This window comes from Flavobacterium quisquiliarum, assembly GCF_019308285.1.
Lineage (GTDB): Bacteria > Bacteroidota > Bacteroidia > Flavobacteriales > Flavobacteriaceae > Flavobacterium > Flavobacterium quisquiliarum.
Genome location: NZ_WWEM01000034.1, coordinates 30,470 through 47,065, shown reverse-complemented (window position 1 = coordinate 47,065; position 16,596 = coordinate 30,470). Strand labels below are relative to the sequence as shown.

16 protein-coding genes are annotated in these 16,596 nt (G+C 33.8%); 1 reads left to right on the top strand and 15 read right to left on the bottom strand.

The genetic code is table 11. From position 1 onward, the window contains the following. Positions 1–388 precede the first annotated feature (388 nt). Positions 389–1,147, top strand: coding sequence for a peroxide stress protein YaaA (yaaA, locus tag GSY47_RS17335; protein ID WP_179002630.1), 759 nt, complete (start codon positions 389–391; stop codon positions 1,145–1,147). 233 nt (positions 1,148–1,380) lie between these two features. Here the strand turns inward: yaaA and GSY47_RS17330 are convergent, their stop codons facing one another. The 15 genes from GSY47_RS17330 to GSY47_RS17260 all read right to left on the bottom strand — a co-directional run bounded on the left by GSY47_RS17330 (position 1,381) and on the right by GSY47_RS17260 (position 16,350). Beyond that, the gene (locus GSY47_RS17330) at positions 1,381–2,970 is read right to left on the bottom strand and encodes an MDR family MFS transporter (protein WP_179002631.1); all 1,590 of its coding nucleotides are present in this window, start codon (positions 2,968–2,970) and stop codon (positions 1,381–1,383) included. 3 nt (positions 2,971–2,973) lie between these two features. After that, positions 2,974–4,053, bottom strand: coding sequence for an HlyD family secretion protein (locus GSY47_RS17325; protein WP_179002632.1), 1,080 nt, complete (start codon positions 4,051–4,053; stop codon positions 2,974–2,976). 12 nt (positions 4,054–4,065) lie between these two features. After that, positions 4,066–5,388, bottom strand: coding sequence for a TolC family protein (locus GSY47_RS17320; protein WP_179002633.1), 1,323 nt, complete (start codon positions 5,386–5,388; stop codon positions 4,066–4,068). Further along, positions 5,378–6,007: a TetR/AcrR family transcriptional regulator gene (locus tag GSY47_RS17315; RefSeq protein ID WP_179002634.1), complete on the bottom strand. Its 630-nt coding sequence runs from the start codon at positions 6,005–6,007 to the stop codon at positions 5,378–5,380. Before GSY47_RS17315 ends, GSY47_RS17320 begins: the two co-directional genes overlap by 11 nt. Positions 6,008–6,138: 131 nt before the next feature. Then, positions 6,139–7,815, bottom strand: coding sequence for a M1 family metallopeptidase (locus GSY47_RS17310; protein ID WP_179002635.1), 1,677 nt, complete (start codon positions 7,813–7,815; stop codon positions 6,139–6,141). A gap of 43 nt (positions 7,816–7,858) precedes the next feature. Then, entirely contained in the window at positions 7,859–8,620 is a 762-nt protein-coding gene (gene trpA / locus GSY47_RS17305) for a tryptophan synthase subunit alpha (RefSeq protein WP_179002636.1), read from the bottom strand. Between the two features lie 117 nt (positions 8,621–8,737). After that, positions 8,738–9,475 carry a carbon-nitrogen hydrolase family protein gene (locus tag GSY47_RS17300; RefSeq protein ID WP_179002637.1) on the bottom strand — a complete coding sequence of 246 codons (738 nt, stop codon included), beginning with the start codon at positions 9,473–9,475 and terminating at the stop codon, positions 8,738–8,740. 6 nt (positions 9,476–9,481) lie between these two features. Further along, positions 9,482–9,802, bottom strand: coding sequence for a gamma-glutamylcyclotransferase family protein (locus tag GSY47_RS17295; protein ID WP_109194532.1), 321 nt, complete (start codon positions 9,800–9,802; stop codon positions 9,482–9,484). A gap of 70 nt (positions 9,803–9,872) precedes the next feature. Next, positions 9,873–11,054, bottom strand: coding sequence for a tryptophan synthase subunit beta (trpB, locus tag GSY47_RS17290; protein ID WP_179002638.1), 1,182 nt, complete (start codon positions 11,052–11,054; stop codon positions 9,873–9,875). 11 nt (positions 11,055–11,065) lie between these two features. Continuing rightward, positions 11,066–11,698, bottom strand: coding sequence for a phosphoribosylanthranilate isomerase (locus GSY47_RS17285; protein WP_179002639.1), 633 nt, complete (start codon positions 11,696–11,698; stop codon positions 11,066–11,068). 142 nt (positions 11,699–11,840) lie between these two features. After that, positions 11,841–12,626, bottom strand: a complete 786-nt coding sequence (trpC, locus tag GSY47_RS17280; protein WP_179002640.1) for an indole-3-glycerol phosphate synthase TrpC — start codon at positions 12,624–12,626, stop codon at positions 11,841–11,843. Positions 12,627–12,699: 73 nt separating this feature from the next. Continuing rightward, a complete protein-coding gene (gene trpD, locus GSY47_RS17275; protein WP_179002641.1) occupies positions 12,700–13,692 on the bottom strand; it encodes an anthranilate phosphoribosyltransferase in 993 nt (330 codons plus the stop codon). Positions 13,693–13,792: 100 nt separating this feature from the next. Further along, on the bottom strand, positions 13,793–14,359 hold the full coding sequence (locus tag GSY47_RS17270; RefSeq protein ID WP_179002642.1) for an anthranilate synthase component II: 567 nt from the start codon (positions 14,357–14,359) through the stop codon (positions 13,793–13,795). An 81-nt stretch (positions 14,360–14,440) separates the two neighbouring features. After that, a complete protein-coding gene (locus GSY47_RS17265) occupies positions 14,441–14,881 on the bottom strand; it encodes a hypothetical protein (protein WP_179002643.1) in 441 nt (146 codons plus the stop codon). A gap of 68 nt (positions 14,882–14,949) precedes the next feature. Next, on the bottom strand, positions 14,950–16,350 hold the full coding sequence (locus GSY47_RS17260) for an anthranilate synthase component I family protein (RefSeq protein ID WP_179002644.1): 1,401 nt from the start codon (positions 16,348–16,350) through the stop codon (positions 14,950–14,952). Positions 16,351–16,596 lie beyond the last annotated feature (246 nt).

The window sequence follows — 16,596 nt, the reverse complement described above, 5'->3', positions numbered from 1 at the left end:
TTAGAGTAATGAATTACACGAATTGATTCAAAATTATGCTTAAAGATTGTAAAAAATAAATTTGTGAATTCGTGGCTATTACTTAGAATACAACTTTCAATTTTTGTATTGAAATGTTTTTGGAATTTTATGGTTGCAAATTTACAACATAGAAAATGCCTTTTATAATCTAAATTTTCCGCCACGAATTCNCGAATTAATTTAAATCATTTAGAATAAATTAGAGTAATGAATTACACGAATTCATTCAAAATTATGCTCAAAGATTATAAAAAATAAATTCGTGAATTCGTGGCGAAAAAAACTATACACCAATAAAACAAATCAATTACAATTTCTAATTTTTAGAAATGCAATTTGTATTTTTGAATCATAGAAAAAAGCACACATGAAAATTGTTATATCTCCAGCGAAATCATTGAATTTCGAAAAAGAATTACCAACATCTCAATATACAGAACCTTCATTCTTAAAAGAAGCCAGAGTGGTTCATAAAGTTGTAAAACAAAAAAAGCCTTCTGAATTATCAGAACTAATGTCAATCTCAGACAAACTAGCCGATTTAAACTGGAAACGTAATCAGGATTGGAAAACGCCTTTTACTCCAGAAAATGCACGTCCGGCAGTGTATACTTTTGATGGAGATGTGTATACAGGTTTAGATGCATATTCGATTCCGTTAGAAAAATTAGATGCTCTTCAGGATAAATTGAGAATTTTATCTGGACTTTATGGTCTTTTAAAACCTTTAGATTTAATGCAGGCCTATCGTCTGGAAATGGGAACAAAAATGCCTGTCGGCGAATCTAAAAACCTGCACGAATTTTGGAAACCAACAGTAACAAAAGCTTTAAACAAAGAATTGAAAAAAGACGAACTATTCGTGAATTTAGCGAGTAACGAATATTTTTCTGCAGTTGATGTGAATGCTCTAAAAGTTCCTGTAATTACTCCTGACTTTAAAGATTACAAAGATGGAAAACTAAAAATGATCAGTTTTTTTGCCAAAAAGGCTAGAGGGATGATGGTTCGTTATATCATTGATACCAACGCAGAAACAATTGATGATTTAAAAGGATTTAATTACGAAGGATATCAGTTCGATGCCAATCTTTCAAAAGGAAACCATTTGGTTTTTACAAGATAGGTTTTTTAAAGATGCTAAGGTTCTAAGATGCTAAGATTCTAAGTTTTTTAACCGCAAAGACACAAAGATTTACGCAAAGTTCGCAAAGGTTCTATCACAAAGCTTTGCGAACTTTGCGTTTTTACGCTTATCAGAAATAAAATTCTTTGCGCCCTTTGCGGTTAAATTAAAAAACAAACGCCGAATTCTAAATGATGAATTCGGCGTTTCTGTGTATTATAAAATTATTATTATTAATGCATTGCGTCGGCTGCACTAATTTTGTTCTTCCCTTTTTTGATAAAGAGAATAATCGGTATGCAACATAAAAACATGATTCCTAAATAAAGGAAAATATCCATATAAGCCATTACAGTACTTTGTTTCATGACTGACATTTCGATAGCTTGATACGCTTTTTTCAGCGCCACATCAGCGCTATATCCTTTTGCCATAAACGCATGCTGCATTCCTGTAATTCGCTGCTGTACTTCAAATTTGGCTGGATCAAGATTATTAATCAAATCAACTCTGTGTGATTGACTGAAACGTGTGATAAAAGTGGTAATAATCGCAATACCGAATGATCCTCCTAACTGGCGCATCATTCCCGTAAATGCAGCTCCTTCACCAATTTGTTTTCCTTTTAATGTTGAAAGCGAAAGTGTCGTAATAGGAACGAAAAGAAGTCCTAAACCAACTCCTCTTAAAATTAAAGGCCAATACATATGTTCAACTCCTGTGTCAGGTGTCATACGGCTGTACATCATAAAAGTAAAGAAGAAGAAAATTAAAAATCCAACTCCTACCATGTACCCCTGCGGAACACCTTTCTGAATCATGTTTCCAACAAAAGGCATCATAATCGCTGTGGTAATAGATCCAGGAATCAATAATAATCCTGCATCAGTAGCTGTCCATCCTAATATTGACTGCGTATAAATTGGGATAATTAAAGTTGATCCATACAAACCAAAACCAAGAATAAAACACATTACAGTTCCAATTCTTAAGTTTCCATCTTTCAAAACGCTTAAGTTTACAATTGGATACTTGTATGTCAGCTCTCTCCAAATAAAAAGAACTAATCCTAAAACTGTAATAACACTTAAAGTTACAATTAATGAATCATTAAACCAGTCATCTTGTTGTCCGTGTTCCAGTACAAATTGTAAAGAACCAATAAAAGTACTCAGCAAGATAATTCCCCACCAGTCGACCTGATTAGCTTTTAATTTCTCCCCATACTTTGGGCTTCTAACAAAAGTTAAAGCCAAAATGGTAGCAATAATTCCTAACGGAATATTGATATAGAAAATATAAGGCCAAGAATAATTATCTACTAAATATCCTCCTAAAGGCGGACCTAAAGTTGGACCAACAATTACCCCCATTCCATAGATAGCTTGTGCCATTCCACGTTTTGCTACGGGGTAACTTTCTGTAATAATCGTTTGGGCTGTAACTAATAGCGCTCCACCACCCATACCTTGTACGAATCGGAAGGCTACGAGTTCCCAAATATTGGTGGCATTACCACACAAAAAGGAACAGACTGTAAATACTATTATGGAAGCCACAAAATAGTTACGTCTTCCAAATTGCTGTGATAGCCAGCTCGTCATCGGAATTACAATAACATTCGCAATTGCGTATGCTGTAATTACCCACGCCACATCAGTCAAGGTAGCACCAAGACTTCCGCGCATGTCTGTCAGCGCTACGTTTACAATCGTTGTGTCAACAATTTCGAGCAGTGCACAAAGTACCGCTGTAATCGTAATGACAACACGTCTGAAACCGTATTCTACTAAATCGTCGTCTGCTTGTACTGCTCCTGCCATGTTTTATTTTAAATGTACATCAACGTCAACGTTCATTCCTGGTCTTAAAAGTTTTACTTTTTCAGGATCGTTAGATTCGTCAATCGTGATTTTTACTGGTAATCTCTGAATTGTTTTTACGAAGTTTCCTGTTGCATTATCAGGAGGAAGTAATGAAAAACGAGATCCTGTTGCAGGAGAGAAAGAAGATACAGTTCCTTTAAACTCATAGTTTGGATAAGCATCTACTTTTAAACCTACTTTTTGTCCCACAACCATTTTGTTTAATTGTGTTTCTTTAAAGTTAGCTACAACCCAAGCTTCATTATTATTGATGATGTAGAATAAAGATTGTCCTGGCTGTACTAATTGTCCTGGCTGAATATCAACTTTAGAAACCTGACCGTCAATTGCAGCAGTAACTACAGTATAAGAAAGGTTTAAGTGAGCAACATCTAACATTGTTTTTGCTTTTTTGATGTTTGCTGCAGCAACCTCAGTTTGTTTGTCAGAAACTTTAGATTTTGACTGGATAACCGATTTTTGGTAAGAAGTCGCTTTTTGTTGCTGTTCTAAAACACGTACTTGGTTTTCAGCTTCTTCTTTTGCAGTTAAAGCCTGCTCATATTGTTGTTTTGTAATGGTATGCGTTTTGTACAAGTTGTTGTAACGGTTATAATCGTTTGTAAGCTGTCTCAATCTAATCTTTGCACTTTCGATAGAACCACTCGCAGATCTCATTTGAGCATCAGAAACAGAGATGCTTGCATAAGCACTTCCAATATCCGCTTTAGCAGCTTCAAATTGTCCTTCAGCTCCCAATAATGCTGCATTAGCTTCATCAATCTTTAATTGATAATCTCTTTTGTCGATAGTAAATAAAGTATCTCCTTTTTTTACATAATCATTATCTTTCACATAAACTTTACTAATATATCCAGAAACTCTCGGGATAATTGGATTCATTCTTTTCTCGATTTGAGCATCATCTGTTTCTTCGTGAGCTTGTGCGTGTAAGTATTTTGATATTCCGTAAGTTCCTCCCACTAAAACCAAAACGGCTAGTATGATGATGAATTTTTTATTTGTCTTTTTCTTTTCCATGAGAGCTATCGATTATATTTTTGAAAGATTGAATGATTGTGATAATTGTCCTGATACTGAAAGTAATTCGTAATATTTTTGAATAATGGTTGCTTTTGCTACAGCCGTGTTGATTTTTGCACTTAACTGTTCCACATCAGCTTCAACCAAGTCATTGGTATCTGCTAAACCATTGTCAAATTTATCTTTTACTAATCTGTAGTTTTCTGCTGCTTGCTGAAGAGCTTCTTCATACACTACACTTTGGTTGATTGCTAAGTCATAATCTTCAAGAGATTTCTGAACTTCAACTTTAATACGGTCAGTCATGATTGCTTCGGTATTTTTTACTTCCAAAGCTCTACTTTCCGCTTCTTTTACATGAGCACTGTTTTTTAAGATTCCAGATAAATCATACGATAAACCTAAACCAAAATTCATTGCATACTTTACTGTAATGATATCTTTTAAATCTAAAGCAGTATATCCTCCAAGTAATGAAAGAGTTGGGTAATAACCTGATTTTGCAATCTTAACATTTGCCTCAGAAGCTTTAGATTGTAAACGAATTGCTTCTAAATCTTTTCTGCTTTCCAATGCCAATGCATCTGTTGTTGGAGCATTGCTTGTTTTTAAATTAAAGAAATCATCTTCATTTACCTGAAGTTTAGTTTCAGGAGCCATTTTCAATAAAGTTGTCAGGTAGAAATTGATATTGTTTAAGTTGTTAGTAGCTTCATCAATAGATAATTGTGTTTTTGAAACTAATAACTGCGCTTTTAATAAATCATTTCTTGGAATAATTCCGTTTTTCTCTAATTCTTTAAAGTCAGTGACACGCTGTTTGGCACTTTTTTGATTTTCGTTTAAAACATCTAAAGTTTTTTGTGCTTTGTACAAAGCAGTGTAATAAGTAATTACTTTTAAAGCAACATCCTCTTTTGTTTTTGCAGCGTTAGCTGTTTCAGCTTCATACATGCTGTCGTAAGCATCAATACTGCTTTGAATTTTAAAACCTGCAAAAATTGGCAAGCTTAAATTGGCCATTCCAAGCATCGCACGATCTGGAGAAGCTAGAGTAGCAGCGTTTTCGCCTTCGTTGTGCATGTCAATCGAAGCTTTTGTAAGGCGCTGATATTGTCCAGAAATTTTAAGATCAGGATACTGATTGTTCTTTACGGCTGTTAACTCGTGTTTTTTGGTGTTTACCTTAGTGTTGGCAAGCGTAACTTCGTTACTCTTTTCCCAAGCCATTTTTACGGCTTCATCTAAAGTTAAACTTGTTTTTTCTTGTGCTTCTACTGAAGATATTCCGATAAAGAATACTCCAAAGAGCATTAATTGACTAATTTTCATAAACAAGTAGAGCTTTTATAGTTTGTTGAATGTGCTTTGTAAGATCGTTTTTAATGTAATTGTTAAACATTTCTTCTGTTTGTAAATCAAATAATTCTTCGAAGAAAGAGCGATTCATGTGAAAGTGAAAAAAGGTTCCAATAATTGTTGGAGTAATGAGCTGGATATTAATATCTTTTCTAAAAACTCCCTGAGATTGGCCTTGTTTGATAATGCTTTCCACTGACTTTAAATTTCCTTTTTTAAGTTCAGTAAAAGCCTGCAGGCTTTTTTCTCTCTTTTTATTGTAAAGTTCAAAATGTAAAACCCTGTAAATCCCTTTGTTAAGGCAAATTCTGTTAATGTAAATTTCGATTAATTTATTGACTTTTTCAAGAGGTTGAATGTTTTCTTGTAATAAATTTTCGAGTTGTAATTTTAAATCAACAGTTTTGTGAAAAATCAGGGCTTCCAGAAGTCTTTCTTTTGAACCAAAATAATACGAAACCATAGCAATATTTATTTTTGCCTCTTTGGAAATGTCCCGTATAGATGTACCCTCAAATCCTTTTTCTGAAAACAGCTTTTCAGCGACGTTAAGAATCTGAATTTTTTTGTCGTTCAATTCGATGTGTGACATGGTATTGTTTCTAATCGGATGCAAAATTAAACAGTTGTTTAATTTAAACGCTTGTTTAATTTTATTTTAACACAATATTAACATAAAACGGTGTAGTAGTTTTATGCCTTTAATATTAGTTTTTTCTTTGATTAGTCGATCCTCAGAAGTGTAATGTAAAAGTTAATGTCTATTTTTAATTCCGCTACATTATCTTGATCTTCAGTTTTTAATGACTGCCATGAAGTAGTAGGATGCAGCCAAATATCTTTGGTCAAATTTGTTTTTATGGGCATAATGAAGTCTTTGTTACAATTGGAATAACGGTAATTGAGTAGTCCGTTTTTAAATTGATATTCTAAAACAGGAACTTTATTTGTTCTCAAATATTGATCAAAGAGATACTGAAAATTGATAGCAGATTTGGAAGATATATAAGTTTCGATTTCTTTTGTTGTGACAATTTTATTATGATAATCGTGATTTAGGCCACGCAATATTTCTCGAAATTTTTGGTCATCATTTATAATAGTTTCTATCATATGCATAACAGTCCAGCCCTTTACGTAATTGTCGTTACTTCCATCTTCGTTAATTCCGTATCGTCCAATAACAGGTTTATCATTTTCTATTGTCCTGAATCGGCCATTTATAAATTCATTCCCTGCCTGTTTTCCACACAAATCAGCTATTACTATCTCTTCGCCTAAACCGGCAAATCCTTCTTGAATCCATCTGTCAGCAATATCACTTGCTGTGATATTATTGCCAAACCATTCATGAGCTATTTCATGAACAATAATTTTATCTGTTTTCTTGCCCCAGCCTGTATTCGAAATATCACCACCTTTTTTATTTGTTCCTTTTTTATAAGAACTGCCATAAGCAATTGCACTTTGATGTTCCATTCCTATGTAAGGAGCGTCTATTATTTTAAAACCATCTTCATAAAAAGGGTAGGGACCGTACCAATGTTCTAAAGATTTAAGTGTAATATTAACTTCAGGCATCATATGTTTTTCTGCTTTTTCTTTATTGTAATCAAGAACCCAGAAATCCATGCTTAAAGGGCCTTTTTCGCCATTAAAAGTTGTGTTGAGATTTATATAATTTCCAATGTAAAAAGTAATTCCATAATGATTAATGGGGTTTTTGACCTCCCATTTATAAGTTGAAGTATTATCAGGGTTTTTAATTTTACTTTTTAAACGTCCATTTCCAATTGCTACTAAACTGTCTGGTACAGAAATACTAATGCTTGCTCCTTTATCAGGTTCATCATACAAAGCATTTTTACAGGGATACCATAAACTAGCCCCTTTATATTGGCAGGCAACGGAAATCCATGGGCGATTTAAGGAATCTTTTGCCCAGACTAAACCTCCATCCCAAGGCGGTTTTATTGATTCTGTAGGTTTCCCCGAATAATAAATCGTGATTTTATTATTTTTAGAAAGAAGTTTTTTAGGAAGTTTTATGTACCAGATATTTTCATTCTGAGTATAAGTGATCTTTTGTCCTTTCTGAAAAATACTGTCAATTTTAAGAGGAGCAACAAGATCAATCTGCATTAAATCAGAATGTTCTTTTTTGGCAATATTGTATTCGATTGTATTTTTTCCTGATATTGTTTTGGTAGAATAATCAGGTTTTATGGCAAGGTCGTAATGCTGAATGTCCCACCAAATTCTTTCTGGAGTGATTGATCCGTTTAAAGTATCTTGTTTTGTTGGTATACGCAAAGTAGATTTTTCTTGTGCATATACCATACAAAACAGTAAGTTTAAGAAAAGTATATACAATACTTTTACTGGAGAATATTGTTGCATAACACGGATTCTTAAATTGAAATACCGTGTAATTTACATTTAATTATCGAATCCCTCCAACAAACTCTTCAATTTTACCACTTCCATTTTCGCTCAAATGTTTGATGAAAGCGCTTCCAATTATAGCACCTTTCGCATATTTAGTAGCTTGATTGAAGGTTTCTTTATTCGAAATTCCGAAGCCAATAATTTGTGGGTTTTTCAAATTCATTTCGGCAATTCTTTCAAAATAGGTTTCCTGAGTATTTCCAAAACCAGACTGTGATCCTGTAACGCTTGCAGAACTTACCATATAAATGAATCCGTTTGAAACACTGTCGATAAAACGAATACGTTCGTCTGAAGTTTGAGGTGTAATTAAAAATACATTAATTACCCCGTATTTTTCAAAAATCGATTTGTATTCATCAGCATAAACATCAACTGGGAGATCGGGAATAATTAAACCATCAATTCCAATTTCTGCGCATTTTTTACAGAAAGCTTCAACGCCATATTGCAACATCGGATTAAAATAGCCCATGATGATCAACGGAATTTTTACGCTTTCGCGGATGTTTTTCAGTTGATCAAAAAGAATCTGAGTCGTCATTCCGTTATGAAGCGCCGTTGTAGAGCTCGCCTGAATAGTTGGTCCATCGGCTAAAGGATCGCTGAAAGGAAGTCCTATTTCTATTAAGTCAACTCCGTTTTTTTCTAAATTCTGAATAATCTGCACCGTATCATTTAAGTTTGGATATCCTGCAGAAAAATAGATTGAAAGAATCTTTTTATCTTCTTGTAATTTTTGAGTTATTCTGTTCATTTTAATATCGTTTTTTCATTCCTGCAAGGTTTCCAAAACCTTGTAGGTATTTTATGTTTTAAGTTATTTATACCTGCAAGGTTTTGTCCCGAAACTTCGGGATTGCAGGAAATTTTGCTAATCTATAATAACTTTAGTTAGCCAACTATCATTTTGTTTTTCAACCAATAATAATCCAGAATCCGATTCATTCATCTGTCCAATTAATTCTCCTTTATTATTCCAGAAAGCACTTTGTCCAGCCGAAGGAGATCCCCAAGATTCACCGCTGAAATTCGACATCAGAACATTCATTTTATGTTTTTGTGCATAATTCTGTAAGTCTCTGTAGGCACTTGGAATTCCGTTTGGAGAAAAGAAAATACTCGCAATATAAATGTCTGCGTTATTTTTTGAAGCATTTTCAGGATGGTTCGGATTATCGATATCGGCACAAATGGCAAATGAAATATTTTGATCTTCAATTGTAATTACAGGATTGTTATCAAATGAAGACTGAAAAAAATCATCTTCACCTTCATGTAAAAACTGTTTGGTATAGATAGAAACCGAATCGTTTGGAGAAATAATAAATTCGCCAATAAACAATTGATTTTCAATTAAAATTGGAGCTCCAGCAATAATGATAATATTATAATCTGTAGCCAAATCTTTCAGATGATCGATTCTGTAATCGTCTTCGGCAAAAGCCAAATCCATTGCATTTTCTCTTTCATATCCTGTGATAGACATTTCGGGAAATGCAATTAATTGAACTCCATTTTGTGCAGCCAATTCAACAAGGCGATAATGGTCTAATAAATTTGAAGCAATATTGCCACGTTTTGGTTTTGTCTGTGCTGCCGCTAAAATCATTTTTAGTTATTTATTTTCCGTATAAATCCAAGCCGTTCTTCCTGATTTTAGTTTGACCTGAACTCTTTTATAGGAATTCGATTCAAACTGATCGACTTTTAATAATTCGTTATTAGTCACTTCAAAAACAGCACCATGTATAATATCTTCTAGATTTTCGCTAGGTACTGCAACTACATAGTCAGCCATTCCAAATTCTTCTTCGATTTGTAAACTTTTTAATTTGTAACCCAATATTTGATCTTGAGTTCCAACTAAAACTTTATTAAAAATCTGCATCTGAATTTGTTTCGATCTAAGTGTTCCGTATGAGAATAATAGTTCCATAATTATGATTTTTCTCGTTATTTGTTAGCGTTGGCGATTTTAAAAACCAACGTCCAAATTACAATTTTTATTACAATTTAAAGTAATCAATATAATTATCTAAATCTTTATCGCCACGTCCAGAAAGACTAATCACTACAATATCTTCAGGTTTGAATTTCTTTTGATCCAAAACGGCAAAGGCATGAGCACTTTCAATGGCTGGAATAATCCCTTCTAATTTTGTCAATTGTAAACCTGCATTCATAGCATCATCATCAGTTACAGAGAAAAATTCCCCACGTCCAGTTTGTGCTAAATGTGCGTGTAATGGGCCAACTCCTGGATAATCTAATCCAGCAGAAATAGAATACGGTTCTGTAATTTGTCCGTCTGCTGTCTGCATTAACAGCGTTTTACAGCCGTGGATAACCCCAACTTTTCCTAGTTTACTTGTTGCTGCACTATGACCACTGTCAACACCTTTTCCAGCTGCTTCCACTGCAATAATTCCAACTTCTGGCTCGTGTAAGAAATGATAATAAGTTCCTGCTGCATTACTTCCGCCGCCAATACAAGCTACAACATAATCAGGATTCTCACGACCTTCTTTTTCTTTTAACTGCCACTTGATTTCTTCGGAGATAATACTCTGAAAACGAGTTACCATATCTGGATAAGGATGCGGGCCAATTGCAGATCCAATAATATAATGCGTATCTACAGGATTGTTAATCCAGTCACGAATCGCTTCGTTTGTCGCATCTTTTAAAGTTCGTGAACCCGAAAGAGCGGGACGGACTTCTGCGCCTAACATTTTCATACGAGCTACATTTGGAGCCTGACGCGCAATGTCGATTTCGCCCATATAAACGATACATTCGATTCCCATTAAAGCACAAACTGTTGCAGTAGCCACACCATGTTGACCAGCGCCAGTTTCGGCAATGATTCGTTTTTTACCCAAACGTTTTGCTAATAATATCTGTCCGATAGTATTGTTTACTTTATGCGCTCCAGTATGATTTAAATCTTCTCTTTTTAAATAGACTTTTGTGTTGTATTTTTCAGACAGACGTTTTGCAAAATACAATGGGCTAGGGCGTCCTACATAATCTTTAAGCAGTTGATTGAACTCCGCCTTAAAATCAGGTTCGTCCATAATGCTTAAGTATTTTTGGCGTAGTTCTTCTACATTTGGATACAACATTTCCGGAATGTAAGCTCCTCCAAATTCTCCGTAATATCCTTTTTCGTTAACGTTAAAACTCATTTTTTTAAATTTTAAAAGTTGGCAACATCAAATTTTCGTTTGAAATTGCTAAATAAATTTCTGTTTTTCAGCCCTGGTTCAATTTCAAATTTACTGTTTACATCGACAGCGTAGATTGGTAAATTGGTTTTTGAAATTTCTTCAATGGCTTTTAATTCTTTCATTCCGATTCCACCACTTAAAAAGAAAGGTTTCTTGGAATTGTATTTTTTTAATATTGTCCAGTCAAATGTTGTTCCGTTGCCGCCAGGAAGTTTTCCTTTGGTATCAAACAGAAAATAATCGGAGACAGCTTCAAAAGGTTTTATCACTTCAAAATCGAAATTTTCATCTGCTGAAAAGACTTTTATGATTTCTACTTTTTTAGGTAATTGTTCTTTTAGTTCTGATAAAAATTTCACAGATTCATTTCCATGTAATTGAACGGCTTGTAAATTGTATTTTACGACTTTCTCTAGAATTTCTTCCTGACTTTGATCTACAAAAACGCCCACTTTTTTGACTGTTTTTATAAGCTCAGGAATCGTTCCGTCAAAATATCGCGCGGATTTCTCCCAGAAAATAAATCCCATATAGTCAGGCAACAGCGCGCCTACTTCTAGAATATTTTCAGGATATTTCATACCGCATATTTTAAGTTTCATTGTGTTGTGTGTTTTTTTAACGCAAAGTGCGCTAAGTTTTTTTCTATTGTATTGTGTTTTGAATGCGAAAAAGTTCGCAAAGTTTTTCCGCCACGAATTCACGAATGATTGTAAATTAAATTCGTGAGTTCGTGGCTATTTTTTAAACGCCCAGATTTTTAATAAAATCCGTTGCGGCTTGTCCTGCGTCGTCAGTTTTCATGAAGTTTTCTCCAATTAAGAAACCTTTGTAGCCGTAAGGTTTTAATTCTTGAATAGCTTCGATTGATGAAATGCCACTTTCAGAAACTTTAACAAAATCATTCGGTATTTGTGATGCCAATTCTTTACTGAAATCTAAACTTACTTCGAACGTTTTTAAGTTTCTGTTGTTTACGCCAATCATATCTAAACTTGGCATAATAGACTTTTCGAGTTCTTCCTGATTATGAACTTCCAGTAAAACTTCTAAATCTAATTTTTTAGCAAATTCAGATAATGATTTAATTTCCTCACGAGTTAAAACTGCTGCTATTAAAAGGATCAAATCTGCTCCATGTGCTTTTGCTTCTAAAATCTGATATTCGTCTACAATAAATTCTTTTCGCAAAAGCGGAATATTGACTGAAGCTCTCGCCAAAAGTAAATCGTCTAAAGAGCCACCGAAATATTTTCCATCGGTTAAAACTGAGATTCCACAGGCACCAGCATCTTCATAACCTTTTACTACTTCTTCAACAGTAAAATTATTATTGATGATGGATTTTGAAGGAGAACGACGTTTGTGTTCTGCTATAATTCCAGAATTACTTTCTTTTAACTTCTGACTAAGAGAAATGGTTTGTTTTTCAAAAAATACCGAAGCTTCCAACTGAGAAACCGGAATGATTGATTTCTTAAGAATGACTTCTCTTTTTTTGTCTATTATTATTTTATCTAAAATGTTCATTGTTGTTGTTTTGCCACGAAGTCATAAAGACGCAAATTTATTAATGCTAATTCGTGAAATTTGTGTTTGTTTTTTATTTACTCAATTCTTGTAGTTTCTGTAAAGCTTTTAGTCCTTTTCCTGATAGAAGACTTTCTTTTGCTAATTCAAATCCTTTAATCGGAGAGCATTTTGTTACAGTTGCGATTGCCATTGCCGCATTGGCGCAAACCACATTGTTTTGTGCTTCGGTTCCTCTTCCTGAAATGATATTAGTAAAGATATCAGCAGATTCTTCAATGGTTTTTCCGCCTTCAATTTCAGTTTGTGATAAAAGATGAACGCCAAAATCTTCAGGGTTTAACATTCCTTCCATGTGGTTTGAAATTGTTTTGGTTGGACCAGTTAATGAAATTTCATCGTATCCGTCAAGCGAATGTAAAATCGTAAAATTCACATCAGTATTTTGATACAAATATGCATACATTCTTGCCAATTCTAAGTTGAAAACACCAACCAATTGATTTTGTGGGAACGATGGATTTACCATTGGTCCCAACATATTAAAGAAGGTTTTTACGGCTAGTTCTTTTCTGATTGGTCCTACATTTTTCATAGCTGGGTGAAATAGGGGAGCGTGTAAAACGCAAACTCCTGCCTGATCAATACATTTTTCTAAAAAGTCAGGATCGTTGCTGAATTTAATTCCCATCTTTTCCATCACATTGCTCGATCCTGAAATAGAGGAAACTCCGTAATTTCCGTGTTTGGCAATTTTAATTCCGGCTCCTGCCGAAACAAATGAGGCTAAAGTCGAAATATTGAAAGTGTCTTTTCCGTCGCCACCCGTTCCGCACAAATCGATGGTGTTATAGGCAGATAAATCGACACGAATACATAATTCTAACAAAGCTTCACGAAATCCCGAAAGCTCATCGATTGTTATGCTTCGCATCATAAAAACAGTCAAAAATGCCGAAATCTGGCTTGGATTGTATTGACCTGTTGAGATATTAATCAATACTTGTTTGGCTTCTTCTTTAGAAAGCACTTCATGATTGATTAATTTGTTTAATATAGTTTTCATTTTTTTTTAAGTTGCTAAGGTTCTAAGATGCTAAGATTCTAAGTTTTTTGTTTCCTGTTTTCTGTTTTCTGTGACTGAAAACTGAGACTGTGACTAAAAACTAACTCTTAATCCAATTCTCTAACATTTTTTTTCCGTTTGGAGTTAGTACACTTTCTGGGTGGAATTGAACGCCTCGAACATCATAATTTTTATGCCTTAAAGACATTACCTGACCATTTTCATCAAAAGATGTAGCTTCAAGTTCGTCAGGAAGGTTGGTATCTACAACCCAGGAATGGTAACGACCGACTTCAAATTCTTTTCCTAAGCCTTCAAACAAAATTTCGTCATCTACTACTGTTTTTACATTCGTTGAAACTCCGTGATATACTTTATCAAGATTAGAAAGCGTTCCGCCGAAAACTTCACCAATTGCCTGCTGTCCTAAACAAACGCCAAGAATACTTTTTGTCGGGCTGTATTTTTCGATTACTGCTTTTAATAAACCTGCTTCGTCTGGAATTCCAGGTCCCGGAGAAAGTAATATTTTATCAAAAGAAGCGATTTCATCAATATCAAATTCATCGTTTCTGTAAACAGTAACTTCGCAGTTTAAATCTTCTAAATAGTGCACCAAGTTGTAAGTGAAACTATCGTAATTGTCTATAACTAAAATCTTTTTCATTTTTTTTAAGTTTCTAAGTTGCTAAGGTTCTGAGAGTCTAAGTTTTTACTTAAAACCGAGACTGAGACTGGCAACTAAATTTTATTTTTCTCGAACGTATTTCTCAATAATAATATGATCTACGCCTAATTTTTCTACTTTTTCTATTCCTTTTTGAATTAAGGTGTCGTTTTGAACTTTTACTACAAATTCGAATTTGTTGTTTTCCCAGTTGCGATTATTGAAATATTCTAGATTTTCGGTATAAATACTGTCTTTCAAAGTATATTTTCCGCCTCCTGCAAAATATAATGCTGTCGTTGAATCTTTTCCGTTTTTTAAATCATGATTTAGAAAAGCAAAGTGAGAATCATTTATAATCTTAATCATTTTGGTGTTTTTATTGAAAGTTGAAAAAGTAGAGTCTTTCTCAGTAGTTTCAGCCGATATAAGACGCCAGGTTCCTTCAATTGGATTTTTCTTTTCAGAATTGCAAGCTGAAATTGTAATGATTAAAATTAAAATTGAAATTGCTTTTTTCATGGTTTTTATGGTTTGTTTGTTAATTGTTTCAAGTTTTAGACTGAACACTAAAAATTGAACACTGATTACTAAATTTTTTCCGCCATTTCCAGCGCTGTATTTAAAGCTCTTAATTTATTGTAAACTTCCTGCATTTCACTTTCTTCATCAGAACTGGCTACAATTCCGGCACCAGCCTGACAATGTAATTGATGATTTTTAGAAAGGAAAGTTCGAATCATAATCGCGTGATTAAAGTTTCCATCAAAATCCATTACACCAATTGCACCTCCGTAAAAATTACGATTTGTTTTTTCGCAGTCTTCAATTAATTGCATGGCTCTGTGTTTTGGAGCTCCGCTTAATGTTCCCGCTGGAAAAGTATCCGCAACAACCTGCATAGTTGTCGCTTTATCGTGTAAATGCCCTGTTACTTTTGAAACTAAGTGAATTACATGAGAGAAAAACTGAACTTCTCTGTATTTTTCTACATTTACATCGTGACCATTTCTGCTTAAATCATTTCTGGCCAAATCAACCAACATTACATGTTCGCTGTTTTCTTTTTTGTCTTCAGAAAGTTCTTTTGCTAAAAGGGCATCACGTTCATCATCTCCTGTTCTTTTGAAAGTTCCCGCAATTGGATGAATTTCAGCTTTTCTATCTTTGACAATAATTTGTGCTTCTGGAGAAGAACCGAAGATTTTGAAATCTCCATAATCAAAAAAGAACAAATACGGAGAAGGATTAATGCTTCTTAAAGCACGGTAAACATTGAATTCATCTCCTTTAAATCCTTGAGTAAAACGACGTGATAATACTAATTGAAAAACGTCACCTCTATAGCAGTGTTTTTTGGCTAAAGCCACATTTTCTTTAAATTCTTCATCAGTTAAATTAGAGAAACCTTCGCCTTCTTTAGAGAATTTATAAGATGCGATATTTCGGGATTGCAATAATTGTTCGATTTCAGCAATATTATTTTTTCCGTCTAAACTGTGGCAGAAAATATAAGCTTCATTTTTGAAATGGTTTATCGCAATAATGTTTTGGTAAACAGCGTAAAAAACATCCGGAATTGAAGTTGCATTGTCTTTCTTGGCAATTGAAACTTTTTCGAAATAACGAACAGCATCGTAAGAAATGTATCCAAATAAACCGTTGTTGATGAATTTAAAATCATTTTTCTCCGATTTAAACTGACCTGAAAATTCCTGAATAACCTGCGGAATATTTGTTGAAGCATCAATATTGATTTTCTCAGAAGTTCCGTCAGGAAAAGTTTTTGAGATAATCTCGTTTTCTATTTTGATAGTAGCAATCGGATTACAGCAGATATAAGAGAAACTGTTGTCATTTCCATGATAATCACTACTTTCCAGTAATAAACTGTTTGGGAATTTATCTCTGATTTTAAAGTAAATACTAACCGGTGTAACAGTATCTGCCAGAATTTGCTTGTAATTGGTATTAAGGATAAAAGGTTTCAATGTATATAGTTTTTTAATTGTGTTAGTTTTTTATTTCAATTTTGGACAAAAAAAAGGCTTGTCGTGATGACAAGCCTTTTATATTTATAGTTTTCTTACAATACCATAGGAAGCTTTGTTCACGACGTCTGACGTAAATTGCTCCACCACCAAGTATTGTTTAAAATTGTTCTCATTTCTTTATTTTGATGTCACAAATATATAAATGTAATTTTAAATAGAGTACATAAAATTTCAAAAAAAACT